The sequence below is a fragment of the Arthrobacter sp. E44 genome, assembly GCF_041877125.1.
Lineage (GTDB): Bacteria > Actinomycetota > Actinomycetes > Actinomycetales > Micrococcaceae > Arthrobacter.
Genome location: NZ_JBHDJA010000030.1, coordinates 1 through 22,811 on the forward strand (window position 1 = coordinate 1; position 22,811 = coordinate 22,811).

General features: G+C 68.1%; 19 protein-coding genes. 7 read left to right on the forward strand and 12 right to left on the reverse strand.

Annotated features, from left to right (window positions below):
• Nucleotides 1-178: 178 nt before the first annotated feature.
• From ACETK3_RS19320 to ACETK3_RS19330, 3 genes are all read right to left on the reverse strand, one after another.
• Nucleotides 179-1,036, reverse strand: coding sequence for a DUF1524 domain-containing protein (locus ACETK3_RS19320; RefSeq protein WP_237429985.1), 858 nt, complete (start codon nucleotides 1,034-1,036; stop codon nucleotides 179-181).
• A 211-nt stretch (nucleotides 1,037-1,247) separates the two neighbouring features.
• Nucleotides 1,248-2,282, reverse strand: a complete 1,035-nt coding sequence (locus ACETK3_RS19325; RefSeq protein WP_237429984.1) for a TerC family protein — start codon at nucleotides 2,280-2,282, stop codon at nucleotides 1,248-1,250.
• A 218-nt stretch (nucleotides 2,283-2,500) separates the two neighbouring features.
• Nucleotides 2,501-3,370 carry a DUF1295 domain-containing protein gene (locus tag ACETK3_RS19330; protein WP_237429983.1) on the reverse strand — a complete coding sequence of 290 codons (870 nt, stop codon included), beginning with the start codon at nucleotides 3,368-3,370 and terminating at the stop codon, nucleotides 2,501-2,503.
• 136 nt (nucleotides 3,371-3,506) lie between these two features.
• Between ACETK3_RS19330 and ACETK3_RS19335 the strand changes: the two genes are divergently transcribed.
• Genes ACETK3_RS19335 through ACETK3_RS19345 form a run of 3 tightly spaced genes read left to right on the forward strand, consistent with a single transcriptional unit; the run spans nucleotide 3,507 to nucleotide 6,261 of the window.
• The gene (locus ACETK3_RS19335) at nucleotides 3,507-3,968 is read left to right on the forward strand and encodes a MarR family winged helix-turn-helix transcriptional regulator (RefSeq protein ID WP_237429982.1); all 462 of its coding nucleotides are present in this window, start codon (nucleotides 3,507-3,509) and stop codon (nucleotides 3,966-3,968) included.
• Entirely contained in the window at nucleotides 3,965-5,833 is a 1,869-nt protein-coding gene (locus ACETK3_RS19340; RefSeq protein WP_237429981.1) for a long-chain fatty acid--CoA ligase, read from the forward strand. Before ACETK3_RS19335 ends, ACETK3_RS19340 begins: the two co-directional genes overlap by 4 nt.
• Nucleotides 5,830-6,261 (forward strand): DUF2177 family protein, encoded by a 432-nt coding sequence (locus ACETK3_RS19345; protein ID WP_237429980.1) that lies wholly within the window; start codon nucleotides 5,830-5,832, stop codon nucleotides 6,259-6,261. Before ACETK3_RS19340 ends, ACETK3_RS19345 begins: the two co-directional genes overlap by 4 nt.
• Here ACETK3_RS19345 and fdhF read toward each other — a convergent pair.
• The 5 genes from fdhF to ACETK3_RS19370 all read right to left on the reverse strand — a co-directional run bounded on the left by fdhF (nucleotide 6,212) and on the right by ACETK3_RS19370 (nucleotide 13,464).
• On the reverse strand, nucleotides 6,212-9,010 hold the full coding sequence (gene fdhF / locus ACETK3_RS19350) for a formate dehydrogenase subunit alpha (RefSeq protein WP_373993419.1): 2,799 nt from the start codon (nucleotides 9,008-9,010) through the stop codon (nucleotides 6,212-6,214). The two genes, ACETK3_RS19345 and fdhF, sit on opposite strands and share 50 nt — an antisense overlap.
• Entirely contained in the window at nucleotides 8,967-10,727 is a 1,761-nt protein-coding gene (locus ACETK3_RS19355) for an NAD(P)H-dependent oxidoreductase subunit E (RefSeq protein WP_373993420.1), read from the reverse strand. Before ACETK3_RS19355 ends, fdhF begins: the two co-directional genes overlap by 44 nt.
• Nucleotides 10,728-10,950: 223 nt before the next feature.
• Nucleotides 10,951-11,094, reverse strand: a complete 144-nt coding sequence (locus ACETK3_RS19360) for a hypothetical protein (protein ID WP_236801333.1) — start codon at nucleotides 11,092-11,094, stop codon at nucleotides 10,951-10,953.
• 1 nt (nucleotide 11,095) lies between these two features.
• The gene (locus ACETK3_RS19365; RefSeq protein WP_236801332.1) at nucleotides 11,096-12,481 is read right to left on the reverse strand and encodes an OFA family MFS transporter; all 1,386 of its coding nucleotides are present in this window, start codon (nucleotides 12,479-12,481) and stop codon (nucleotides 11,096-11,098) included.
• Nucleotides 12,482-12,654: 173 nt separating this feature from the next.
• The gene (locus ACETK3_RS19370) at nucleotides 12,655-13,464 is read right to left on the reverse strand and encodes a slipin family protein (protein WP_237429977.1); all 810 of its coding nucleotides are present in this window, start codon (nucleotides 13,462-13,464) and stop codon (nucleotides 12,655-12,657) included.
• A gap of 161 nt (nucleotides 13,465-13,625) precedes the next feature.
• On the opposite strand from ACETK3_RS19370, the gene ACETK3_RS19375 reads away from it, so the two are divergent.
• Entirely contained in the window at nucleotides 13,626-15,302 is a 1,677-nt protein-coding gene (locus ACETK3_RS19375) for an FAD-binding dehydrogenase (RefSeq protein WP_237429976.1), read from the forward strand.
• A 215-nt stretch (nucleotides 15,303-15,517) separates the two neighbouring features.
• Here the strand turns inward: ACETK3_RS19375 and ACETK3_RS19380 are convergent, their stop codons facing one another.
• Nucleotides 15,518-16,018, reverse strand: a complete 501-nt coding sequence (locus tag ACETK3_RS19380; protein ID WP_237429975.1) for a GNAT family N-acetyltransferase — start codon at nucleotides 16,016-16,018, stop codon at nucleotides 15,518-15,520.
• A 60-nt stretch (nucleotides 16,019-16,078) separates the two neighbouring features.
• Here ACETK3_RS19380 and ACETK3_RS19385 point away from each other — a divergent pair, with 60 nt between their 5' ends.
• Together ACETK3_RS19385 and ACETK3_RS19390 are read left to right on the forward strand one after the other, a co-directional pair.
• Nucleotides 16,079-16,969: a potassium channel family protein gene (locus ACETK3_RS19385; protein ID WP_236821431.1), complete on the forward strand. Its 891-nt coding sequence runs from the start codon at nucleotides 16,079-16,081 to the stop codon at nucleotides 16,967-16,969.
• A 44-nt stretch (nucleotides 16,970-17,013) separates the two neighbouring features.
• Nucleotides 17,014-17,520, forward strand: a complete 507-nt coding sequence (locus ACETK3_RS19390; RefSeq protein WP_237429974.1) for a DinB family protein — start codon at nucleotides 17,014-17,016, stop codon at nucleotides 17,518-17,520.
• A gap of 38 nt (nucleotides 17,521-17,558) precedes the next feature.
• On the opposite strand, the gene ACETK3_RS19395 is transcribed toward ACETK3_RS19390, so the two are convergent.
• Both ACETK3_RS19395 and ACETK3_RS19400 read right to left on the reverse strand, forming a co-directional pair.
• The gene (locus ACETK3_RS19395; protein WP_373993421.1) at nucleotides 17,559-18,476 is read right to left on the reverse strand and encodes a CPBP family intramembrane glutamic endopeptidase; all 918 of its coding nucleotides are present in this window, start codon (nucleotides 18,474-18,476) and stop codon (nucleotides 17,559-17,561) included.
• Between the two features lie 16 nt (nucleotides 18,477-18,492).
• Nucleotides 18,493-19,542: a LuxR C-terminal-related transcriptional regulator gene (locus ACETK3_RS19400; RefSeq protein WP_236801324.1), complete on the reverse strand. Its 1,050-nt coding sequence runs from the start codon at nucleotides 19,540-19,542 to the stop codon at nucleotides 18,493-18,495.
• A gap of 181 nt (nucleotides 19,543-19,723) precedes the next feature.
• Here ACETK3_RS19400 and ACETK3_RS19405 point away from each other — a divergent pair, with 181 nt between their 5' ends.
• Nucleotides 19,724-20,158, forward strand: a complete 435-nt coding sequence (locus ACETK3_RS19405; protein ID WP_373993422.1) for an ester cyclase — start codon at nucleotides 19,724-19,726, stop codon at nucleotides 20,156-20,158.
• An 84-nt stretch (nucleotides 20,159-20,242) separates the two neighbouring features.
• On the opposite strand, the gene ppsA is transcribed toward ACETK3_RS19405, so the two are convergent.
• Nucleotides 20,243-22,672, reverse strand: coding sequence for a phosphoenolpyruvate synthase (gene ppsA / locus ACETK3_RS19410; protein ID WP_373993423.1), 2,430 nt, complete (start codon nucleotides 22,670-22,672; stop codon nucleotides 20,243-20,245).
• Nucleotides 22,673-22,811: the final 139 nt, after the last annotated feature.

Sequence of the window (22,811 nt, forward strand, 5' to 3'; positions counted from 1 at the left end):
CCCAAGAACTCAACAGCCGACCACGCAAAACGCTCGGCTGGGACACCCCAGCCGAGCGTCTGCGTGATCTACTAATGACCACATAACACCAGCAGTGTTGCAACGACCCCTAGAAACCGCCGGCCGGGTGCCGCCGTCGGCCGTTGCGCACACCGGACGGTAGTGGTTACCAGGCCGCTTATCCCTCGCAGGCCACCCCGTCGCCGTCGCCGTCCAGCCCCGAGCGGTACCCCGGGGAACCCGCATAGAGCGGGGCTGCTCCCGCTGCCACCGCCTCGGCACAGTTGGCGTAGTAGACGGTGGTGGATGCAGAGGCGGGCGCGACGGTGGTCGGTGCCGGCTGGCCGGGGCAGCCGGCCAGGATGCCGGCGATTGCGTCGTGCTCGGCCTGCGTCACCCACAGGCTGTAACGCGCTTTCACGGAAACCTGCCGCGCCACGTACTCGCACCGGAAGGCCTTGGCGGGCGGCAGCCACGTGGCGGCGTCGCCGTCGCCCTTTTGCTGGTTGGTGGACCCATCCGTTGCCTGCAGGTTCAGCGGGTCGTTCGCAAACGCCGTCCGCTGCTCCGTGGTCAGCTGCTGGGCGCCCTTCTGCCAGGCGTCGCTGAGGGCCACCACGTGGTCGATCTGCACAGCGCTGCTGGTGGTGGTGCCACGGACGAAGTTGATGACGGTGCCCGTGTAGGGATCCGCGAGTACCCCGGCCTTGACCGTGCAGGGGACGCTGTTGACGTAGGTGATGTCGGTAAGGTCCCGGTTGAGGATGTCGTTCCGGGTGTCGCAGCCGTTCTGGTCCACGTCCGCCCATGTGGGCCCGAACAGCGACCGCTCATACCCCGTCTTGGGCGCGCGGCCCTTGACGGGGAGGGTCTGCAGCAGGTCCACGGCCTGGACCGTTGCGGCGGTGGTGCTGTCCGCGGCAACAGCAGGCAGGTGTCCGCCGAAAAGGGCCAGCAACGCGGAAAGGACGACGGCGGCGCTCCAGCGGGTGCCGGACGCAGGCGCGGTGGTGGGCAAGGACGCGTGGCTGGACATGCAGTTCCCCCGGATTGTGCACGAAAAGTTTGGTGCGTCAGCCCCGATTACGCTGACGCCACGAAAGAGCCTAGCGGCCAGAATCCGCTGAGGTTGACGGTTTCAGCGCAACTGGGGCAATCCTTCCCGACTCCTGCGCTTAAGCTGCGACGGCGGCACCCAACCCGGGTGCCGCCGTCGTCCGTCCTGCATAGTTAGAGCCAGCCAGTGGCTACCGCGGCGTGCGAGCCGTGGAGTCGGTGTCCTCCTGAGTTACCTCAGGGTGGACAGCTTCGCTGGCGCCCAGCCCGCCGCGGGTCTTGGCCAGGCTGGCCACCGTGGCCACCAGGATGGTTGCGCCGATGAAGAGCAGCGAGAGCCAGATGGGGATCTCCGGCACCCACAGGAGCGGCTGGCCGCCGTTGATGAACGGGAGCTCGTTGACGTGCAGGGCGTGGAAGAGCAGCTTCACGCCGATGAACGCGAGGATCACGGCCAGGCCCTGGGCCAGGTACACCAGGCGCTCCAGCAGTCCGCCGATGAGGAAGAACAGCTGGCGCAGGCCCATCAGGGCGAAGGCGTTGGCGGTGAAGACGATGTAGGCCTCGCTGGTGAGGCCGTAGATCGCGGGGATCGAGTCGACGGCGAAGATCAGGTCCACGAACCCGATGGCGATGATGGTGAGCATCATCGGCGTCACGAAGCGCTTGCCGTCCAGCTTCACGGTGAGCCGGTCCCGGTGGTAGTCCGGAGTGACAGGGAGGACGCGGCGGACCAGCTGCATGAATTTGCCGTCGGCCGGGTTGGCGTCGTGGCCGCCGAAGGCCTGCTTGTAGGCGAGGAAGAGCAGCAGGGCGCCGAAGATGTAGAACACCCAGGAGAAGTTTTCGATCAGCGTGGCCCCGATGGCGATGAACCCGCCGCGCAGGACCAGGGCGATGATGATGCCCACCATCAGCACTTTTTGCTGGTACTTCTTGGGAACAGCGAAGCCCGTCATCACGATGAGGAAGACGAAGAGGTTATCGACTGACAGGGCTTTCTCGGTGAGGTAGCCGGCGAAGTACTCGCCGCCGAACGTCCATCCCGAGACCACGCCGATGCCGACGCCGAACAAAAGGGCGAGTCCGATGTAGAACGCGGACCAGCGGGCGGATTCGCCGATGGACGGCTCATGCGGCTTGCGGACGTGGGCGAAGAACTCGTAAACGAAGAACAGAATGGTCACCGCGAGGGTGATGATCCAGACCAGGGGTGTTACCTGCATGTGGGTACTCCAAGGGTAGGCGCTGACATTGACGCCAAGGTCTCCTCCGCCCGGTGAAAACCGGAGCCGGTGGCCCGGGATGCATCGCTGCATCCGTATTGACGGGCCAACCACAGACGGGAGTACTCCCCTTGATGGGTTAAATCGTACCTGAACAACGGGCGACGGCGGCACCCGGTTCCGGAGTCCGCCGTCGTCAATCCCTGTTTGGGAAAGCCCTACTTCAGTTTTGGTACCAGCACAGGGGTGTTCTTCTTGTAGGCCTCGTAGTCGGCCTGGCCGCCCCACTTCTTGTCCGCCTTTTTCTCAAGGGGCGGCACGCCGCTGCCCTTGATCAGGAGCAGGGCCACGAACACCGGGGAAATCAGTGCCGCCCACTGCCAGCCCTGGAGTACTGGCAGTGCGATGATGGCCACGCCCACCCAGAGCGTGATCTCTCCGAAGTAGTTGGGGTGGCGGGACTTGGACCACAGGCCGGCGTTGATGAACCGGCCCTTGTTCGCGGGGTTGTCCTTGAAGCGGGTCTTCTGCACGTCGGCCACGGTCTCGATGCTGATGCCAACCAGCCACACGAGCAGGCCCACCCAGAAGAAGCCGTCCAGGCCGACTTTCTTGTCCGAGGTGATGGCCACCCAGGCAAGCGCCGCGGTGAGCACCACCCAGAGGCCCTGGAGGGTCCAGGTATTCAGGAAGCGGAAGAAGTCCGGCTTGAGCTCATCGAAGCGGTCGTCCTTGCCGTGCTTGCTGATCCGCAGGAACAGGAAGCTGCCCAGCCGCCCGGCCCACAGCACTACCATGGCCGCCAGCAGCAATCCGCGTGCGTCCACCCCCGGGGACGCCAGCACCAGGAACACAGTGATGGAGATGTAGGTGAGGGCGCCGGTGAGGTCGTAAAACTTCTCCGTCTGCGCCTTGAAGGACGGAATAAACACCAGCCACTGGATGACGAACGCGATGGCAACCCCCAGCGCGAAGACGGGCCACCCGGCGATCCTGGCTCCGCCCTGGCTTCCGGCGAGGGCGATGAGCACCGCCACCACCACGGCGATAACGGTACTGATGAGTGCCTTGCGGCTCTTGTCGTTCACGGACAGGTTCCTTTCCCCTGGCCGGCCGCGCGCTGCTGCACGACCGGTCCCAACCGCGCCTGCTAGTCTTTCTTGTATTCAAATGAATTTGATGACTAGAGGACAATAACTACTATAAGGCTGCTGAGGAGGAACCATGGCCCCGCCGCCCTACCACCCCGCCGCGTCCGCGCTCCAGGCTCTATTCGACCTCGCCAACGAAACCGAGCGGGAAGTGGCCCGCTGCCTGCACCTGAACCTCACCGACTACCGCGCACTCTCGGCGCTGGCCCAGTCAGGGGCAGTCACCGTCGGCACCCTTGCCGAAAAGCTGGGCGCCACCGCTGCCACCACCACCGCCATCGTCGGACGGCTGGAAGCGCGCGGTTACGTCGAACGGCTTCGCTCGGAGGAGGACCGGCGGCACGTGCATGTCAGCGCCACCCCCGCGGCCACCAAGGACATCATGGACCTGATGCGCCCCCTCATGGACGCCACCAACCAGCACCTCGAGGCCCTCCCCCGCGCCCGGCAGGACGCCGTCGGGGACTTCCTCAACATCGCACTGAACCTCATGCAGGACCACCTGCACTCCCTTTCCGAGAAGGACACCCCTTGAGAGAGTTCACCTCCCCGCCGCTGGCCGACCTGTCCGGGCACCGGAACGCCACGGACCTGCTGATGCACCGCTTCCGCATCTCCCCGGACCACGTCGCCTTCGAGGTCCGGGCCGGCGGGGCCCCCGTCACCGATCCCTGGCGACAGGTGACCACCCGGCAGTTCGTGGACGAAGTCCGCGCCCTGGCCAAGGGCCTGATCGCCGCCGGCCTGCAGCCCGGCGATTCGATGGCCATCATGTCCCCCACCCGCTATGAATGGGCGGTGGCGGACATGGCAGCGTGGTTCGCCGCCGCCGTCGCGGTTCCCATCTACGAAACCTCCGCCCAGCCGCAGGTGACCGCCGTCCTGGAAGACGCAGCCGTGCGCCTGGCGATCGCCGGCACCGCCGCGCACGCCGCCCTGCTGGAGCAGGGCTTCGCCGGGAACGGCGCGGCGAACTTGGGCGTCTGGACCATGGATGCACGCCCCGGCGCCGACCTGGCAGCCCTGGTCCAGGGCGGCGCGGACGTGCCGGACGGCGACGTGGAGGAACGCCGCCTGCTGCACGACCTCGATTCGGTGGCCACCATCGTCTACACCTCCGGCACCACCGCAGCCCCCAAGGGCGCCCTGATCACCCACCGCAACTTCGTCGGCCAGATCCTCAACGTGGGCGCCGCCTACACCAGCGTGGTCCGCGAGGACGGCAACACCATCATCTTCCTGCCCATGGCGCACGTCCTGGCCCGCGGCCTGCAGCTGATCTGCGTGGCCAACGGTATGCGCATCGCGCACCTCTCCGACCCCCGCGACGTGGTGCCCGCCCTCGGCGCGCTCAGGCCCACGTTCCTGGTGGTGGTCCCCCGCGTCCTGCAGAAAATCCAGGCCTCCGCAGCCGCCGCCGCGGCGCAGAAACACCTGGGCCGCGTGTGGGCGTTGGCGCCGCGCACGGCCGTGGAGTGGGGCCGGTTTGCCGAAGCGCACGACGCCGATCCCTCCCTGAGTGCCCCGCGCGGCCTGCGGGTGCGGCGCGCGGTGTTCGACCGGCTTTTCTACGCCCGCCTCCGGGCGCTGGTGGGCGGCCGACTGGACTGCCTGCTCTCCGGCGCCGGCGCCCTGGACGCCGACCTGTCCCTCTTCTTCCGCGGCCTGGGCCTGCCCGTCATCGAAGGCTACGGGCTCACGGAGACCACTGCCCCGCTCACCGGCAACCTGCCCGGCGCCATCCATTCCGGAACGGTCGGCGTGCCGATGCCCGGCACCACCGTGCGGATCTCGGACCAGGGCGAAGTGCTGGCCCGCGGCGTGGGAGTCTTCGCCGGATACCGCCGGGCATCAGACAACGACGGCGCTTTTGTGGACGGCTTCTTCCGCACCGGCGATCTGGGCTCCCTGGACTCCGGCGGCCGGCTCACCCTCAAGGGCCGGATCAAGGACGTGATCGTCACCGCGGGCGGCAAAACCGTGACCCCCTCCATCTGGGAAGGCTACGTGGAGGGCGACCCCCTGGTGGCGCACGCCGTCATGGTGGGCGAGGGCAAACCGTACCTGGGCGGGCTGGTGCTGCTGGACCCGGAGTCCGTGGCGGCCTGGGCCGAGCGGGAGGGCATCGCCGACCTTGCCGGGCTGCGGATCCCCGATGACGGCAGCGCGGTCCAGATCGAGGACGAGCGGCTGCTGGGTGTGGTGGGCAAAGTGGTCACTGCCGCGAACGCCCGACTGGCCCGGTCGGAACAGGTGCGAAAGTTCGTGCTGCTGCTGGCTGACCTCAACGAGTCCCACGGGCTGGTCACCCCTACCATGAAGCTCAAACGGGCCGTCTTCACAGAACGCGCCCGCCATTTCGTGGAAAACCTCTACACCGACGCAAGGAGCACAGCGTGAGCCCCCGCACTAGGAACTGGCTGACCGCCTACGCAGTCACCGCCTTGATCTTCGCCGTGCTGGACGTGGCGTGGATCCTGCTGGTGGCCAACCCGTTGTACCAGGGCCAGATCGGCGGCCTGCTGGCGCCCAAGGCGAACCTCCTGGGCGCGGTGCTGTTCTATGTCATTTTCGTGGCGGGGATGGTGCACTACGGCGTCCGTCCAAACGCCCAGGACGTCTCCGTGCGGCAGCGGGTCACGGGGGCGGCACTGTTCGGGTTCTTCACCTACGCCACGTGGGCGCTCACCGGGTTTGCCGTGCTGAAGGACTTCACCGCGCTGGTGGCCGTGACGGACATCCTCTGGGGCGCCGCGGCATGCAGCCTGGTCACGTGGATTACCGCGACGGTCCTCCGCCGGCGGATCGGGAAGACGCAGCCAGCCTGACCGCGGTCACCTTGTACTCCGGGCAGCCGGTGGCCTCATCCCCCACCGGCGAGGTGAGTCCGTTGACCGCGGCGCCGGGGAAGTGGAAACCGGCGAACACCTGGCCCGGTTCCACGTCGTCACTGATCTTCACCTGAAGCACCGCCTCCCCGTGCCTGCTCGCCACCCGGACGGCGTCTCCGTCGCCCACGCCCAGCGCCGCGGCGTCGCCCGGCCCGACGTCCACCGTCTCCCGGCCCAGCAGGCGCAGGTTGGCGGTGCGCCGCGTCATGCTCCCCGAGTTGTAATGCTCCGCCCTGCGCCCCGTAATCAGCAGGAACGGGAACTCCCCGTCGCACTCCTCGCCGGGCGGAAGATAAGGCCTGGCGGCCAAATGGGCCAGCCCGTCCGGCGTCGCGAAGCCGTCCTCGTAAAGCCGGGGCGTACCGGGGGAATCCGGGGATCCGCACGGCCAGTGCAGCGGCCCTTCACGGTCCAGCCGGGAGTGCGTGACACCGCCGAACAGGGGCGCCACGGCGGCGCACTCCGCCATGGCATCCGCGGGCGATTCGCAGCCTAGGCCCGCCCCCATCCGGTCCGCGACGGCGTGCAGCACGGCAAAGTCCGTGCGGACACCTGCAGGGGGTACAACGGCTTCCCGGACCCGCTGGAAGCGCCGGTCAAAGTTGACGAACGTTCCCTCCTTCTCCAGCCATGCCGCCACAGGGAATACGACGTCGGCGGCCGCGGCGGTATCGGACAGGAACAGGTCGTTGCAGATCACCAGCGGGCAGGCCTCCAGCGCGGCGCGGACGGCGGTGCTGTCCGGGTCCGTGGTGAGCACGTCCTCGCCGATGATCCAGAGTGCCTGGAGCGCCCCGGACCGGGCGGCGGCAAACATTTGCGGGGTCCGAAGCCCGGGCCGGGCAGGCACTTCAGCCTGCCAGGCGGCCGCGCACCGGTGCCGCGCGGCAGGGTCGCCGACCTTCTGGTACCCGGGCAGCAGGTCCGGCAGGGCCCCCATGTCCGAAGCACCCTGGACGTTGTTCTGTCCCCGAAGCGGGTTCACACCGCCTCCGCCGCCGGGGCCCACAGCTCCGCGCAGGACTGCGAGGTTGGACAGTGTCCGGACACCGTCCGTGCCGTGCAGGTGTTCGGTCACGCCCAGCCCGTAGAAGATGGCCGGCGCCGCTGCCTGCCCGTAGAGCCGCGCCGCCTGCACCAGGTCCTCCGCCGGCACCCCGCTGATCGCTGCCACCCGGTCCGGTGGGTAGTCCTCCAGCAGCCCCCGCAGTTCCTTATAGCCGGTGGCGTGCGCCGCCAGGAACGCGGAATCAGTCATCCCCTCCCGTACCAGGACGTGCGCCAGTCCGTTGAACACAGCGACGTTGGTTCCCGGCCGGGGCCGGAGATGGACGTCCGCGTGCCGTGCGAGGTACGTCCGCCGGGGATCCACCACCACCAGGCGCGCTCCGCCCATGACCCGTTGGAAGATGCGTGAGCCGACTACGGGGTGTGCCGCCGTCGGGTTCGCACCCACTAGCAGGATCGCGTCACAGGCATCCAGGTCATCGAAGGGGTTGGTCCCGCCGCCCAGGCCGAAGGCGGCAGCCAGGCCGGTGGCCGAGGGGGCGTGGCAGAGACGGGAACAGTTGTCCACGTTGTTGGTTCCCATGACGGCGCGGGCAAACTTCTGGGCCAGGTAGTTCTCCTCATTCGTGGCCCGTGCCGATGAGATCAGGGCGAATCCGTCCGGGTCTGCGTCCCGGACTGCGGTAAGCCTGCCAGCCACGAACCCGATGGCCTCGTCCCAGGTTGCGGGAGTCAGCGTCCCGTTCCGCCGGATCAGGGGCGTGCTGAGCCGCTCCGCTGAGTTGAGGAACCCGTGGGCAAACCGGCCTTTGACGCAGGCATGTCCCCGGTTGAGGGACCCGTTCATGGCCGGCTTGACGGTCATGATGCTGCTGCCCCGGGTGGCCACCTCCAAAGTGCAACCGACGCCGCAATAGCCGCACGTCGTCGTCCGCTGTTCGCTGGGTGCCTGTTCACTGGGTGCTTGTTCGCTGGGTGCTTGTTCGCTGGGTGCTTGTTCGCTGGTTGTCCGCTGCAGGTCCAGCAGCCCGGGCTCCGAGAGGGCCCCCGTGGGGCAGGTGTCCACGCAGGCGCCGCAGGAGACGCAATCGGATTCCGCCCACGGGCCACCCGTCCCCGGCGCCACCACGGTCCCGGCTCCCCTGCCCACCAGGGTGAGGGCGAACGTGCCCTGGATCTCCGCGCAGGCGCGCACGCACCGGCCGCAGGCAATGCAAAGGTCGCGGTCCAGCTTGACGTAGGGGTGGGAGTGGTCGATGCCGCGGACCGGGAGCAGTACGGCCCCCGCCGGGGCGTGCACACCGTACTCCGCACACTCCCGGGCCAGCTCACTCCGGTCCGCCTCCGGCCCACCTTGGTATGCGTCCAGCGCCTTGGGCGGCAGTCCCGCCACAATGGCTTCGAGTGCCGCCCGCCGGTCCGGCCGGGAGGCTTCCACCGCGATGACAAGCCCGTCCTGGGCAGGTGTGCTGCAGGCTGCCGCGAGGCCGCGGCCGGCCACTTCCACCAGGCACGTCCGGCACGAGGCCACAGTGCTGAGCCGGTCATCGTGGCACAAGGTGGGAATCGCCAGGCCGGCGGCGCGCACGGCGTCGAGCAGGGTTGCGCCGTCCGTCACGTCCACCGGGTGCCCGTCAACGGAGAGCCTCTGCCGTCCACCCGGAAAGTCCGTAGACACGGGCGAGGCTTCGCACCGCAGCCGGGACGCGGCGTCCGAATGCGCACAGGCTGCCCACTGCCATGGTGCGCAGCACGTGGTTGCGTTGCGCGCCGCCGTCGTCCCCCTGCTGCGGGTCTTCCGGCAGGCCGGCCAGCGCCCGCCCGCGCCACGTGCCCACCCTGCAGGGCGAACACTGCCCGCAGCTCTCCTCCGCGGCGAAGTCCCAGAGGTTCTGCAGCACCTGGGTGCCGGTCAGCCGGTCATCGAAGGCGACGATTCCCGCGTGGCCCAGGGCTGCCCCATGCCGGGACAGGGCGGCTTCGCTCAGCGGGATATCGAGGTCGTCAGGGCCAAGGAAACCGCCCAACGGACCGCCTATCTGCAGGGAGCGCAGGGTGGCGCCGTCACGCAGTCCGCCCCCGAGGTCCTCCACGATCCTCCGGACGGGCGTGCCGATCTCCACCTCATAGGCGCCGGGCCGGAGGAACCGCTCGGACAGGCATGCCAGCACCGTCCCGGACTCGGTTGCAGTTCCCATCTCCGCGTACGCGGCACCGCCGTGCTGCATGATCCACGGGACGGCGCAGAGTGTCTCCACGTTGTTCACCACGGTGGGCCTGCCGTGCAGCCCGTGTGCTGTGGGGAACGGCGGGCGCGGCCGCACCACGCCGCGCAGTCCCTCAAGCCCGTTCAGCAGGGCGGTTTCCTCGCCGGACACGTAGAACCCGGCGCCAACCGCCACCCGGATGTCCAGCCGCGTTCCACTACCTGCCACGTCGGGGCCAAGGTGGCCGGCTTCCCGAGCCGCAGCCAGCGCCTCCCGCAGCCTGGCCGCGGCACGGGGATACTCGGAGCGGACAAAAACGATTCCCGTGTCCGCGCCGACGGCGTAGCAGGCCAGTGCCAGGCCCTCCAGGACGCGGTGCGGGTCCTCTTCCATCAGGAGCCGGTCGGCAAAGGAGCCCGGGTCCCCCTCGTCACCATTGGCCACAACCACCCGGGGCGCAGGGTGCTCAAGCGCAGCCCGCCATTTCGCGGCGGTACGGAAGCCTGCCCCACCCCGTCCCCGCAGTTGCGCCGCTTCCACTTCTGCCAGCACATCCCCGGGGGCTGCGGAGGCTGCGATGGCCGGCCATACCGACCACGGCTGCGCTTCTCCCAGCACCCCGGCCGTCACCACGGGCACCCGGCTGTTGCTCGCCACCGGGATGGGCGGAGCGGTCCGCGGAGCTTGGTGCGTCAGTTGAGCTGCCAGGTCCGGCCCGGCGTGTGCCTCCGCGCCGTCCAGCGCTGCCGGCCCCGAATAGCAGAAGCCCAGGCAGTGCACCGCCTGGAGCGAGACGGAGCCATCCCTGGCCCGGCTCCCGGCCTCCACTCCGAGTGCCGCCTCCACGGTGGCCAGGTGCGTCCCGCCGGTTGCCGCGAAGCATGCCGCGGCGGAGCACGCCCGCACGTGCCTGTTGCCGTGGGGCACTGCGAAGTCCGCGAAGAAGGACGCCGGGCCTTCCACGGCCGCGGCGGGAAGGCCCAGGGTGCGGGCTATCCCGCTGGCGGTCCCCGGGCCACCCTCGGGGCCGAGCCCGGCAGCGTCCGTGCCGGCCATGGATTGCCGCAATGAGTCCGGGACGCGGGTGATTTCACGCCCAAAGCGGGCGGCATACCGCCGGAACGGATCGTCCGTGGTCCAATCCCCTGTGCCATCGGTTGGGGAGCCCGGCTGCCGGGGTTCCTGCATGACCCCAACCCTCGTCGCTTCGGAGCAGCCCGGGGAAGGGTCCAAAGTCCCCGCCCGCATGTGGAGCGCGGACTGGTGCACCCGGCCCCTGCTGTCGTGCCCGGCGTCACTCCCGCGCACAGACTGGCCCAGTTTTCAGGAGGAAACCGCTGAAATTCAGCGGCCCCACGGACGTTCGTCCCTGAAAACTGGGCCAGTGTGACGCGCAGGCAAGCGTAGCGGGCTATCCGAAGAGTGCCGCCACCTGGGTCAGTGTCTGGAAGACGCCGTAAGCCAGCGGGATCCCTACCAAAGCCCAGCCCAGGATTAGCCGGCCGGTGGACCGCTTGACCGGCTGGGCGCCGGGGGTGTGTGCAGTGCTGCTCATGTCAGGCCTCCATGGAAGATGTGTGCCGCTCGGGGCGGGGTTCGTGGAATCGGGCATCGACGGGTTTGACCAGCAGGTTGGCAATGAAGCCGATCACCAGCAGTGCCACCATGGTCAGCAGCGCGGGCTGGTAGGACGCGGCGTTCAGCTGGCCCGGCTTGCCCTGCGCGTCGAGGATCGAGTTGACGATCAGCGGCCCGGCGACCCCGGCCGCGGACCATGCGGTGAGCAACCGGCCGTGGATGGCGCCCACCTGATAGGTCCCAAACAGGTCCCTCAGGTAAGCAGGGACTGTGGCGAAGCCGCCGCCGTAGAAGGAAATAATGACGAACGCCAGTGCCACGTACAGGAAGGTCGAGGTGGAGCCGGCCAGCGCCAGGATGATGTACAGCACGGCGCCGACGCCCAGGTACATCATGTAGATCCGCTTGCGTCCGGTGACGTCGGAGGTGGCGGACCAGGCGAAGCGTCCGGTCATGTTGCCGATGGACAGCAGCCCCACGAAGCCGGCCGCGACGCTGGCGGTCACCAGGGACTTGCCATCGGACTGCCGGAAAAAGTCCTGGATCATGGGCGCTGCCTGCTCCAGGATGCCGATGCCCGCGGTGACGTTGCAGAACAGCGCCACCCACACCAGCCAGAACTGCCGGGTCTTGATGGCGTTCTTCGCGGACACGTTATCCGTGGTCACCAGCTTTGCCGCCTTGACCTTGGCGGGGTCGAACCCGGCGGGCCGCCACCCCTCCGCAGGCACCCGGATGGTGAACGCACCGAAGAGCATGTACACGAGGTAGACGGCGGCGAGGGTCAGGAAGAGCTTGCCCACGGCATCGCCGCTGGCAACCCAGCCCTGCGCACCGGAGTTGGGGTCGTATGCCTTGAGCAGGGCCTGGGATACCGGGCTGGCGATCAACGCACCGCCGCCGAAGCCCATGATCGCCATGCCGGTGGCCAGGCCGGGCCGGTCCGGGAACCACTTGATCAGCGTGGACACGGGCGAGATGTAGCCGATGCCCAGGCCGATGCCGCCCACCACGCCGTAGCCCAGGTACACCAGCCAGAGCTGGCGGGTGAAGATGCCCAGCGAACCGATCAGGAAGCCGCCCACCCAGAACATGGCGGCGGTGAACATGGCCTTGCGCGGGCCGTTGGTGTCAACCCAGGTGCCCATGATCGCGGCGGAGAGGCCCAGCATCACGATGGCAATGGAGAAGATGACGCCGACCTCGGTGAGGCTGGCGCCGAAGTGCTTGACCAGCGCGGTCTTGTACACGCTGGTGGCGTAGGCCTGCCCGATGCACAGGTGGACGGCGAGCGCGGCGGGCGGCACCAGCCAGCGGTTGAAGCCCGGCGGGGCGATGGAGTGGTCACGGTCCAGGAAGCCCATGGTTTGATTCCCTTTGCTTGTGGAAGACGTCAATGTCTGATCGGGCCAGAGGCCAAAGGCCTTGGTTGAGCCCGGCCCGTTGCCTTCGGCAATCATGATCCAAATCATCAGCAAACGTACTGTTGGCGCGCCGAGCGGCGGGTTTTTTGTGCCGAGCGGCGTGCAGGCGAAAGTCAGGCCGCCTTGACGGGTGACGTGCTGCCGGTGGATGCCGCCTGGCCTTCGCGGGCCAGGAAGGCGGAGAGCTCGCCAATGGTGCTCATCAGCGGGGCGGGGAAGACGACCGTGGTGTTCTTGTCCACGCCGATCTCTACGAGGGACTGCAGGTTTCGAAGCTGCAGTGCCAGCGGGTGGGCCATCATGGTGTCGGAGGCGTCACCGAGGGCTGTTGCGGCGATCGCTTCGCCTTCGGCGGCGATAATCTTTGCCCTTTTTTCGCGTTCCGCTTCGGCCTGGCGGGCCATGGCACGCTTCATACTTTCGGGCAGCTGGATGTCCTTCAGCTCCACCAGCGTGACCTCGACGCCCCATTCGACGGTAAGTACATCAAGGATTTCCCTGATGTCGGCGTTGATCCTCGCGGTCTCCGACAGGGTCTGGTCCAGGGTGTGCTGGCCTACGACTTTCCGCAGCGTGGTCTGGGCGATCTGGTCGATGGCCGCGGCCACGTTCTCGATCGCGACGACCGACTTCACGGCGTCCACCACCCGGTAGTAGGCCACCGCGGAGACGTCCACGCTCACGTTGTCCTGGGTGATGATGCCCTGGGACTGGATGGGCATGGTGACGATCCGCAGGCTGACCAGCTGCAGCCTGTCGATCACCGGGATGATGAACTGCAGGCCAGGTTCCCGAACTCCGATGACTCTGCCAAGCCGGAAGAGCACGCCCTTTTCGAACTGACGCACGATCCGGACCGCCATCCTCGCGACGATGAGCAGCAGGATGACCAGGACGATGACAATCAATGTGGTGGGGTCCATAAGGATCCCCTCCTGAATTGCTGGCGGGACCTGCCGGAACCGGGCGGCGCCGTGACAGATGTCCCGGCTCCATTCTCCCACCAACCTTGAAAGGGAGAGCTTCAAACCTGCTGTAGTTTGATGCTGAACTCTCACTTACCAACAACCGGGGCAGGGATCGCATGGACGCGGACGTCATCATCATCGGCTGCGGCCTGGCGGGGCTGGTGGCCGTTAACGAGCTGGTCCGCGCGGGCAAGCGGGTGGCCGTCGTGGAGCAGGAGAATGAGGCCAACCTGGGTGGGCAGGCGTTCTGGTCCCTGGGCGGGCTCTTCCTGGTGGACACCCTGATGCAGCGCCGCCTGGGCGTGAAGGATTCCTTCGAGCTGGCGTGGCAGGACTGGCAGGGATCGGCACAGTGGGACCGGCTGTCCGGCCGCCTTCCCGAGGACGAGTGGGCCCGCCAGTGGGGCCGCGCGTACGTCGAGTTCGCCGCCGGGGAGAAGCGCGCCTGGCTGCAGCAGCAGGGCATCCGGTTCACGCCGCTGGTGGGCTGGGCCGAGCGCGGAGACGGCAGGGCCGGCGGCCACGGCAACTCAGTCCCCCGCTTCCACGTCCCGTGGGGCACCGGCACCGGCGTCTCCGAGCCGTTCGCTGACAAGGCCCGCGAGGCGGCTTCGTCGGGCAGCGTCCGGTTCTTCTTCCGGCACCGGGTGGACGGTTTAACGTACGACGGCGGCACGGTCACCGGGGTGCGGGGCTCGGTACTGGCACCGGACGCATCCCCGCGCGGGGTGTCCTCCACCCGGGAGGTGGTTGGCGGATTCGAGCTGCAGGCGCAGGCGGTGGTCATCGCATCCGGCGGGATCGGCGGCAACCATGACCAGGTGCGCCGCTGGTGGCCGGAGCGGCTGGGGACGCCGCCGCAGAAGATGGTCACCGGGGTGCCGCAGCACGTGGACGGGCGGATGCTGGACATCGCGGACCAGTCCGGCGTCCGGCTGGTAAACCGGGACCGCATGTGGCACTACACGGAGGGCATCCAGAACTGGAACCCCATCTGGCCGGACCACGCCATCCGGATCCTGCCGGGCCCGTCCTCCCTGTGGTTCGATGCGCTGGGCCGGCGGCTCCCCTCCCCCGGCCTGCCGGGCTACGACACCCTGGGCACCCTGAACCTCCTGCGAACCACCGCCGACATCCAGCAGTACGACCATTCCTGGTTCATCCTCAACCAGCGCATCATCGAGAAGGAGTTCGCCCTCTCCGGCTCCGAGCAGAACCCGGACATCACCAACCGCGACCTCAAGCTGCTGCTCCGGACCCGGCTGGGCCGGGGCGCCGGCGCCCCGATCGAGGCGTTCAAGGAGCACGGCGCGGACTTCGTGGTGGCGGACGACCTGGCGGATCTGGTCCGCGGGATGAACGGGCTGACGGAGGAGCCGCTGCTGGACTACGCGCAGCTCCGGCGGCAGATCGGGGAGCGCGACGCCGAGGTCCGGAACCCCTACTCCAAGGATGCCCAGGTGGCAGGCATCCGCAACAGCCGCCGCTACCTGGGCGACCGGCTCTTCCGGACCGTGAAGCCGCACCGGATCCTGGACCCCGCCGCGGGGCCGCTGATCGCGGTGCGGCTGCATGTGGTCACGCGGAAAACCCTCGGCGGGATCCAGACCAACCTGTTCGGCCAAGCGCTCGGGCACGACGGCGTTGCCATTCCCGGCCTCTACGCGGCAGGTGAGGCAGCCGGCTTCGGCGGCGGCGGCGCCCACGGCTACAACGCGCTTGAAGGCACCTTCCTGGGCGGCTGCATCTTCACCGGCCTCACCGTGGGCCGGAGCCTGGCCGCCGCGCTCTGACCTCACCCCGGCTGGCCTGCCCGGCACCCAGGCCGAACGTCCTCACTTCCCGCGAACTCAACCGCACCTACGGCACGGACGCGGCGCCCGCCGTCGTCCATAACCCGCGAGATGGCAGTTCGCAGCAATGTTCCTGTGAAGCACTGCCGTGAACTGTCATCTCGCGTTGGGCGCGCACTGCCGCCGTCGTACGCTGCTCCCGACGCCTCCTGCTGCTACGGCTGCGCCCGCCGCACCAGCCGGACTTCGGGCAGTTCCTCCCATTCGGGCGGCAGGGTGTTGCGCTTGCCGTCCGGCCGGAACCCCTGCTTCCGGTAGAAGGCCAGGGCGCGGGGATTGTTTTCCAGCACCCACAGGTAGGCCGGGCCGGAGCCGACGGCGGCACTCACCAGGGCTGCCCCCAGCCCCGTTCCGTAGGTGCGCCGGAGGGTGTAGATGGAGTACAGCTCCAGCGCTTCGGGGGCGTCGTCCTCCCGGCCGGGGCCAGCGTCCGCGTAGCCCATAAGCTGGTCGTTGCCGTCGAAGGCAAGGATCCGCGGCTCATCCCTGGCCAGGAACGTCCGCCGCCGCACCACCCGCTCCGGGATGCTGGCCCTGCGCCGCGCGAAGAAATCCGCCGACAGCAGGTGCGGGTAGCACTCCTCGTGCGCCTGCGTCTGCATGAGCACCACTGCCTCGGCGTCCTCCGGCGTGGCCTGGCGAAGTCGAAAGTCCATGGCGCCAGCCTAGCCAGCGGGCCGGCGTTCCCGCGCCATCCTGCGCACTTAGGATGAGGCATGGACTTTGAAGGCGTGCTTTTCACGGTGGTGGGCTTAGCGCTGATTCTGCTGATGATCGCCGATGTCTTCATGACGCTGCTGTACCCGCATGGCTCCGGTCCGGTGGGCCGGACCATCATGCGGGTGTTCTGGCGGGTGTCGAGGAAGGTCCGGGGCGGGGCCTCCTCCGTCGCCGCGCCGATGGCCATGGCAGCCGTCATCGCGGCGTGGGCTGCCCTGGCTGCGGTGGGCTGGGCGCTGCTGTACCTTCCGCACCTGCCGGCCGGTTTCTCCTACTCGGCGGACATTCCCCGGCAGGCCGACTTTGCCGAGGCGCTCTACGTTTCGCTGGTGGCCCTTTCCACCGCGGGGTTCGGCGAAATCGTGGCCATCCATCCGGTCCTTCGGCTGGTGATGGCATTCCAGGCTGTTGCGGGTTTTGGCCTGCTGACCGCCACGGTCTCCTGGATCCTGCAGACCTACCCGGCGCTGAGCAGGCGCCGCGCGCTTGCCCACCAGCTGAACCTGTTCCGCGAGGCAGCCGGTCCGTCCGGCATTGCCTCGCTGGAGGCCCGGCACGCTGCGGGACTGTTGGAGTCGATGGCGGAGAACGTGGCCTCCGTGAGCATTGACCTGTTGTCCTTCAACGAGACCTATTACTTCCATGAGGTGGAGCAACGGGGGTCGCTGCCGGCCACGCTTGCCTACGCCCACCAGCTGGCGTCGGAGGCCCAGGGCAGCGACAACGCCGAGCTTCGGTTCGCCGGGCGGATGCTCTACGCGGCGTTGGAGGACCTGGCCGAGGTGCTGCGCGGGAAGTTCGGCCACGAGGGAAGCACCTCCTCCGACGTGTTCGACCACTACGAGCTCCACCACCGGCACCGGCGGCCGCCGGAGCGGCGAAAGTGAGGTGGCTGCCTCCAGGGCGCTGCCCGCCTTGCTAGGGTCTGCCTATGGCACCCCAATTCCACTCGATGGACGACGTCATCAACGAACCCGAGCGCGTGCAGTTCGAGTTCTTCCTGGACGAGCACCGGGCCGCGCTCAACGAATGCCTGGACGGCCTGATCGAGGAGCAGGCGCGGCGCTGGCTGGTCGCCTCCCGCACCACGCTGCTGGGACTGGTGAAGCACGCCACCTTCGTGGAGAAGGTCTGGTTCGATGAAGCCTTCACCGGCCGCCCGCGCAGCGAGATTGGCATCCCCGCCACGCCGGACGAGTCATTCATCCTGCACGACGACGACACGATCGATTCGGTCCGGGCGGCGCATCGGGAAGCCTGCGCCGCCTCCCGTGCCGCAGCCGCCCCGCTGAATCTGGACAGCGTGGTGACTGGCAACCGACGCGGGCCAGTCCCGCTTCGCTGGGTCTACCTGCACATGCTGCACGAGCTGGCCCAGCACTGCGGCCACGCGGACATCCTGCGCGAACAGATCCTGGCGGAGCACGGCGCGGCCTGAAGCGGAGGCGGCGGCCGGCACCGCACGCGGCCCGCAAGCTACCTCCGCCTGTGCGGTGCCCTGTGATGTGACCGGACGTTGATGGGCAGGAAACGGCGGCGGCCGGTCATCTCGCCGCGGCTCGTCAGTGCCACGGCGGCGACCGCCACCCACGTTGCGGCGGCCTGGCCCCACGGGTATACCTGCTGGGGAACTCCGGGGGTCAGCGGGTTAAGGATGAACTGGAAGGCCGCCAGGCTCGCGTGCATCAACGCCGCCACAAGCACACTCCCCGTATGTTCGTAGACCCAGACCATCAGCACCCGGTAGGCCGTCAGCTGGCCGACGAGCACCGAAACCACCCAGAGCGACATGAAGATTGCCAGCGGCACCCCGCCGTTTGTCCCGCCGCCACCCCAATAGCTCACGAAGAAGTGCCAGACACCCCAGAGCACGCCCACCAGCAGCCCGGTCCACAGAACGCTGTAATGCTGCCTGGCCTTGGGAATGGCAAACCCGGTCCACCCGATCTCCTCAAGAAATCCAGCCGCCAGACCGATGGCGAGCGCCATCAGGATGGTTCCTGCCTTATCCGGCTCCGTGACAAACCGCGGCGCATAATCCAGGGAAAACAGCCACAGCACCAGCACGGGGACCGCCAACGTCACCGGCGCCACCAGCAGTGCGTAGAGGTACCATCTCCCGTCAACCCGCCAGACACGCAGCCGCGACCAGAGGTCCCGGTACCCTGCCCGTCCCGACACGATTCCCGTCAGAACCAGGCTGGCAGCAGCTGGTCCCAGCAGCATGGCCGGCACCGTCACGGGAACGGTGGGCTGGAACTGCTCCGGCGTGGGTGACAAGCCGCCGGTGACGGCCCACACGGCCAGCACAATTGCGCCCCAGGACAGGAAGAAGGTCACGCCGAAATACCACGGCAGCGGGTGCCTGCGCACCGATTCCGTCAAGGCATTCATGAAACCTCCCCGCCTTTCAGGCTACGAGCCGGGCCACCAACTCCCCCCGGCTGCCAACGCCGACTTTTTCGAACACGGACTTCAGGTGGTCGTGCACGGTGTGCGGGGAAATGAACAGGTGCCGGGCGATCTCCGCGGTCGGGTTTCCGGACAGCACCTCCAGGCAGACGTCCCGCTCGCGGGCAGTCACCCCGTACGCCATCAACAGCAGGCCGGCGAGCTCGTGGGTGGTGGCGGGTTCCACAGTGACCACCATCTGCTCCGGATCATCGCCGGTAATCAGCCGGCTGGCCTGCAGCATCACCCAGTTGTTCCCGGCATCGCGCATCCTGGCCCGTGCCGTGCCGGACGCCGCGGCATGCGCCTGCGCGACCACCGCATACAGCGTCTGGCTGAAGCGGCCGGGCGCCACGTCCTCCACCCCGGCCAGCCAGGAGGCGGCGGCGAGCGTAGCGGCGCGCAGGTCACCGTGCAGCCCGGCCAGGACAATGACGGGCCCGACGGCGGCCGGCCCGGTGGGGTGCCCCACCCGGACAACCGCCCGGGTGGCCGCAGCCAGGGTTGCGGTCACGGCGGCCAGGAACTCCACCTCCCGGTCGGTAAAGTCGGGGCCGCCTTCGCGGAAGATGCTGCCCACTCCCCAGCACGCCTCGTCCACCCGGAAGGCGGCACGCAGCTCATGCTCCAGGCCGAGCGGCCTGAGCAGGTCGTTGATCCGGACACTGCGGACCACATCCCGGTGCGGCGCATCCGAAATCCTGGCGACGGGACGCTGGCGCCGCAGCAGCTCGACGAACGTGTTGGGTTCCCGGCCCGTGTACTCGGACTGGGCAAACCGCATGAAGTACTCCTCAAACTGGTGCCCGCCCACCGGCCACGGCTGCCAATTGGTGATGGAGGTCATCGCCATCGAGTCGGGGTCGACGCCGGCCCAGCACCCCTGCTCGAACGGCACCGCCCGCTGCACAACGGCAAGCGCCGCGGCATAGAGGTCCGCCAAGTCCATTCCGCCGACGGCCATGGCAGCGATCTCCCGCCGGGCACGCTCCGCGCGCTCCTCCCACATACCTCCAGTATCGTCCCGGCCGCCATTGCAGCAATCCCCTATTTTGGGGGTTCCCGCAGCACCCCGAAACCCCCATCGAGGGGGTCGCCGTGGTGCGTGCCGCCGTCGTACTTTTCCTTCACGGACGCCGCGCGGGACGCGACGCTTCGGGGACTCATCCCAAGGACCAAAGGAGGCTGAAATGGGACAGGCAAGGGATGCCATGTACCGGTTAATGGCTGCCATGGCGGCAAAAGACATTGAGGACCTGTCGGATTGCTTCGCCACTGACGCCGTGCTCCGGACTCCGGACCAAGGCGAAATCAGCGGCAGGGAGGCGATCGCGGACTACTTCCACCACTTCTGGGAGGCGATGCCGGACGTCAGGTACGAGCAGTCGGCAAGGCATGAGGCCGGGGACGTGGCCATCGTCGAGGGTTTCGTGACGGGCACGAACACCGGGTCGCTGGGCCTGCCCACCGGCGGGACCCTGCCCGCCACCGGAAAGCAGGTCCGGGTGCGAAGCTGCGACATTGCCAGGGTCCAGGCAGGCCTGATCGCGGAACACCACGCCTACTTCGACCAGATGGAACTCCTGGGACAGCTGGGACTGCTCCCTGAACCATCCAACCAGTGAGGACCAAGCAGCAAGGGCGGCCCCGTCACGGCCTTTCGGCTGTGGCGGGACCGCCCTTGGCAGCTGCGGGCTACTGGTTGTAGGTCAGGCTGCACCGGCGGCGGCAACCGCCGCGCCGTTGGAGGCAGCTTCGTGAGCATCAGACGCGCCGGCGAGCCGGATCCAGGTGTCCACCACGGTGTCCGGGTTCAGGGAGACGGAGTTGACGCCTTCCTTGACCAGCCATTCGGCGAAGTCGGGGTGGTCGCTGGGGCCCTGGCCGCAGATGCCCACGTACTTTTCCCTCGCCCGGCAGGCCTTGATGGCCATGCTGAGCAGCTTCTTCACGGCCGCGTCCCGCTCGTCGAAGCTGTTGGCCACGATCGCCGAGTCCCGGTCCAGGCCCAGGGTCAGCTGGGTCATGTCGTTGGAGCCGATGGAGAAGCCGTCGAAGTACTCCAGGAACTCGTCGGCGAGCAGCGCGTTGGACGGCAGCTCGCACATCATGATCACCTCGAGGCCGTTCTCGCCGCGGCGCAGCCCGTTCTCGGCCAGCAGTTCGATGACGCCCTGCGCCTCGTCCAGGGTCCGCACGAACGGGATCATCAGCTTGACGTTGGTCAGGCCCATCTCGTTGCGGACGAAGGACAGCGCCTCGCACTCAAGGTCGAAGCAGTCCCGGAAGGACGGCTCCAGGTAACGGGACGCGCCACGGAACCCGATCATCGGGTTTTCCTCGTGCGGCTCGTAGGCGGGGCCGCCGATCAGGTTTGCGTACTCGTTGGACTTGAAGTCGGACATGCGCACAATCACCGGTTCCGGCGCGAAGGCGGCGGCGATGGTGGCCACGCCCTCGGCCAGCCGTTTGATGTAGTACTCGCGGGGGCTGGCGTAGGCGCTGATGCGCTGCCGGATTTCAGCGGCCACATCCTCCGGCTGGCTGTCTAGGTTCAGCAGGGCCTTGGGGTGGATGCCGATCTGCCGGTTGATGATGAACTCCAGCCGGGCCAGGCCCACGCCGTGGTTGGGCAGCTGCGCGAAGGTGAACGCCTGCTCCGGCGTGCCCACGTTCATCATGACCTTAACGGGAGCTTCGGGCAGGTTGGTAATACCGGTTTCCTCCACGCTGAAGTCCAGCAGGCCCTGGTAGATGACGCCCGTCTCGCCATCGGCGCAGGACACGGTGACCTCCTGGCCGTCGGACAGGGTATCGGTGGCGTTGCCGGTTCCGACGACGGCGGGAATCCCCAGTTCGCGGGCGATGATGGCTGCGTGGCAGGTGCGTCCGCCCCGGTTGGTGACGATGGCGGAGGCGCGCTTCATGATCGGTTCCCAGTCGGGGTCGGTCATGTCCGCCACCAGCACGTCGCCGGTCTGGAAGGAGGCCATCTGGTCGATGGCGGTGAGGATCCGGACCTTGCCGGCGCCGATGCGCTGGCCGATGGCACGGCCTTCCACCAGCACGGGGCCGCTCTCGTTCAGGCGGAACCGGCTCATGCTGCCGGGGGCCCGGCGTGACTGCACGGTCTCCGGACGGGCCTGCAGGATGTACAGGCCGCCGTCGATCCCGTCCTTGCCCCACTCGATGTCCATCGGGCGGCCGTAATGCTTCTCAATGGCGACGGCGTGGCGCGCAAGCTGCTCCACGTCGTCGTCCGTGAGGCTGAAACGGGCGCGCTGGGACTCCTCCACCGGCACGAAATCGATGGTGCGGCCGATCTCGCTGCTGCTGGTGTACGTCATCTGCAGGGCCTTCTCGCCCAGCCCACGCTTGAGGATCGCCGGGCGTCCGGCCGCCAGGGCAGGCTTGTAGACGTAGAACTCGTCCGGGTTCACGGCGCCCTGCACCACGGCCTCGCCCAGGCCGTAGGAGGAGGTGACGAAGACCGCGTCCTTGAAGCCGGATTCGGTGTCCATGGTGAACATGACGCCGGAAGCGCCGACGTCGGAGCGCACCATCCGCTGGATGCCCGCCGAGAGTGCCACCTCGGCATGTTCAAACTTGTGGTGCACGCGGTAGGCAATGGCGCGGTCGTTGTAGAGCGAGGCGAAGACGTCCTTGATGGCCTGCAGGATGTTCTCGATGCCGCGCACATTCAGGAAGGTCTCCTGCTGCCCGGCGAAGGAGGCATCGGGAAGATCCTCCGCGGTGGCGCTGGAGCGGACGGCCCAGGACAAGTCCTCGGAGCCGGCGTGCTTGTCCACCAGCTGCTGGTACGCCTCGCGGACCTGCGCCTCGAAGTCCGGCAGGAAGGGCGTCTCGCGGACCAGGGTCCGGATCTCCTGGCCGGCTGCGGCGAGGGCGGTCACATCATCGGTGTCCAGCCCCACCAGCCGGTCGGCGATCTTCTGGTCCAGCCCGGAATCGGACAGGAACCGGCGGTAGGCGTCGGCCGTGGTGGCGAAGCCGTCCGGGACCTGGACGCCGGCGGAGGTCAGGTTCTGGACCATCTCGCCCAGGGAGGCGTTCTTGCCGCCCACCTTGTCCAGGTCCTTGAGTCCGAGTTCAGAGAACCACAGAACGTCTGTCGTCATGTTTACTGCTCCTTTGCAGAGGGTGGCGTAGGCGTGGCCGGCCGTTCACGGTAGTGCCGGCCGGAAGGAAAACCCTGCTAACAATTTCAGGTCTGCAGCGGAGTTTCCACATCATGTGGGCTACGCCACGTTTGTGAAA

Excerpts from the sequence above, each read along its gene's own strand:
- ppsA (WP_373993423.1), bottom strand. The coding sequence starts at position 22,672 with ATGACGACAGACGTTCTGTGGTTCTCTGAACTCGGACTCAAGGACCTG.
- ACETK3_RS19335 (WP_237429982.1), top strand. The coding sequence starts at position 3,507 with ATGGCCCCGCCGCCCTACCACCCCGCCGCGTCCGCGCTCCAGGCTCTA.
- ACETK3_RS19355 (WP_373993420.1), bottom strand. The coding sequence starts at position 10,727 with ATGCAGGAACCCCGGCAGCCGGGCTCCCCAACCGATGGCACAGGGGAT.
- ACETK3_RS19365 (WP_236801332.1), bottom strand. The coding sequence starts at position 12,481 with ATGGGCTTCCTGGACCGTGACCACTCCATCGCCCCGCCGGGCTTCAAC.
- ACETK3_RS19320 (WP_237429985.1), bottom strand. The coding sequence starts at position 1,036 with ATGTCCAGCCACGCGTCCTTGCCCACCACCGCGCCTGCGTCCGGCACC.
- ACETK3_RS19390 (WP_237429974.1), top strand. The coding sequence starts at position 17,014 with ATGGCACCCCAATTCCACTCGATGGACGACGTCATCAACGAACCCGAG.
- ACETK3_RS19360 (WP_236801333.1), bottom strand. The coding sequence starts at position 11,094 with ATGAGCAGCACTGCACACACCCCCGGCGCCCAGCCGGTCAAGCGGTCC.
- ACETK3_RS19405 (WP_373993422.1), top strand. The coding sequence starts at position 19,724 with ATGGGACAGGCAAGGGATGCCATGTACCGGTTAATGGCTGCCATGGCG.
- ACETK3_RS19375 (WP_237429976.1), top strand. The coding sequence starts at position 13,626 with ATGGACGCGGACGTCATCATCATCGGCTGCGGCCTGGCGGGGCTGGTG.
- ACETK3_RS19380 (WP_237429975.1), bottom strand. The coding sequence starts at position 16,018 with ATGGACTTTCGACTTCGCCAGGCCACGCCGGAGGACGCCGAGGCAGTG.
- ACETK3_RS19400 (WP_236801324.1), bottom strand. The coding sequence starts at position 19,542 with ATGTGGGAGGAGCGCGCGGAGCGTGCCCGGCGGGAGATCGCTGCCATG.
- ACETK3_RS19385 (WP_236821431.1), top strand. The coding sequence starts at position 16,079 with ATGGACTTTGAAGGCGTGCTTTTCACGGTGGTGGGCTTAGCGCTGATT.
- ACETK3_RS19395 (WP_373993421.1), bottom strand. The coding sequence starts at position 18,476 with ATGAATGCCTTGACGGAATCGGTGCGCAGGCACCCGCTGCCGTGGTAT.
- ACETK3_RS19370 (WP_237429977.1), bottom strand. The coding sequence starts at position 13,464 with ATGGACCCCACCACATTGATTGTCATCGTCCTGGTCATCCTGCTGCTC.
- ACETK3_RS19325 (WP_237429984.1), bottom strand. The coding sequence starts at position 2,282 with ATGCAGGTAACACCCCTGGTCTGGATCATCACCCTCGCGGTGACCATT.